The sequence below is a fragment of the Lentimicrobium sp. S6 genome (assembly GCF_013166635.1).
In the GTDB taxonomy this organism is placed as follows: Bacteria; Bacteroidota; Bacteroidia; order Bacteroidales; family UBA12170; genus UBA12170.
In genome coordinates this window covers 1-592 of record NZ_JABKBZ010000263.1, presented here as the reverse complement: position 1 = coordinate 592, position 592 = coordinate 1, and the positions used below count along the sequence as shown (strand labels likewise).

General features: G+C 42.6%; 1 protein-coding gene. It reads left to right on the top strand.

Annotation, left to right across the window (positions count from 1 at the left end):
* On the top strand, window positions 1–592 hold a 592-nt coding region (locus HNS40_RS22650), incomplete at both ends, for a gliding motility-associated C-terminal domain-containing protein (protein ID WP_172284976.1).

Below are 592 nucleotides of genomic sequence, written 5' to 3'. Positions count from 1 at the left end.
CCATTTTACATACTTATATTCCTTTTGAAGAGCAGTTGAATGAATTGTTCACAGTGAGCCTCACAGCCACCAGTGACTCGGCTTGTGTAGCAACAGATAGCATCGTGGAGATGATCAGCTTATATTCTATGCCGATTCCTTCTTTTGAGGTTTATCCGGACTCTGTAGCTATTACTGAGATACAAGATATCATCCTGACCAATACCAGTGAAAACGCCGTATATTATGAGTGGCTCATGTCGGATACTATTCTTTGGGAGGATGTCTACGAACCACATGTATACGAGCAAATCCAAGACACAGGCAGGTTCAGCTTAAAGCTGTATGCGGAGTCTATGGATGGTTGTTTGGACTCAACAGATAGTTATTTTGTGGTTTATCCTGTGCTTCGCTTCTTTGTTCCAAATGCATTTTCTCCCAATGGTAATGGAGTGAACGAGTATTTTGGTCCACAAGGAAGGTACTTCGAGGACAAGAGCTATCGTTTTAAAATCTTCAACCGTTGGGGCAAGCAGGTTTATGAAACCGATAACTACCTACAACCTTGGGATGGCATTGATGAAACCACTGGCGAAATTGCTCCGATTGGTGT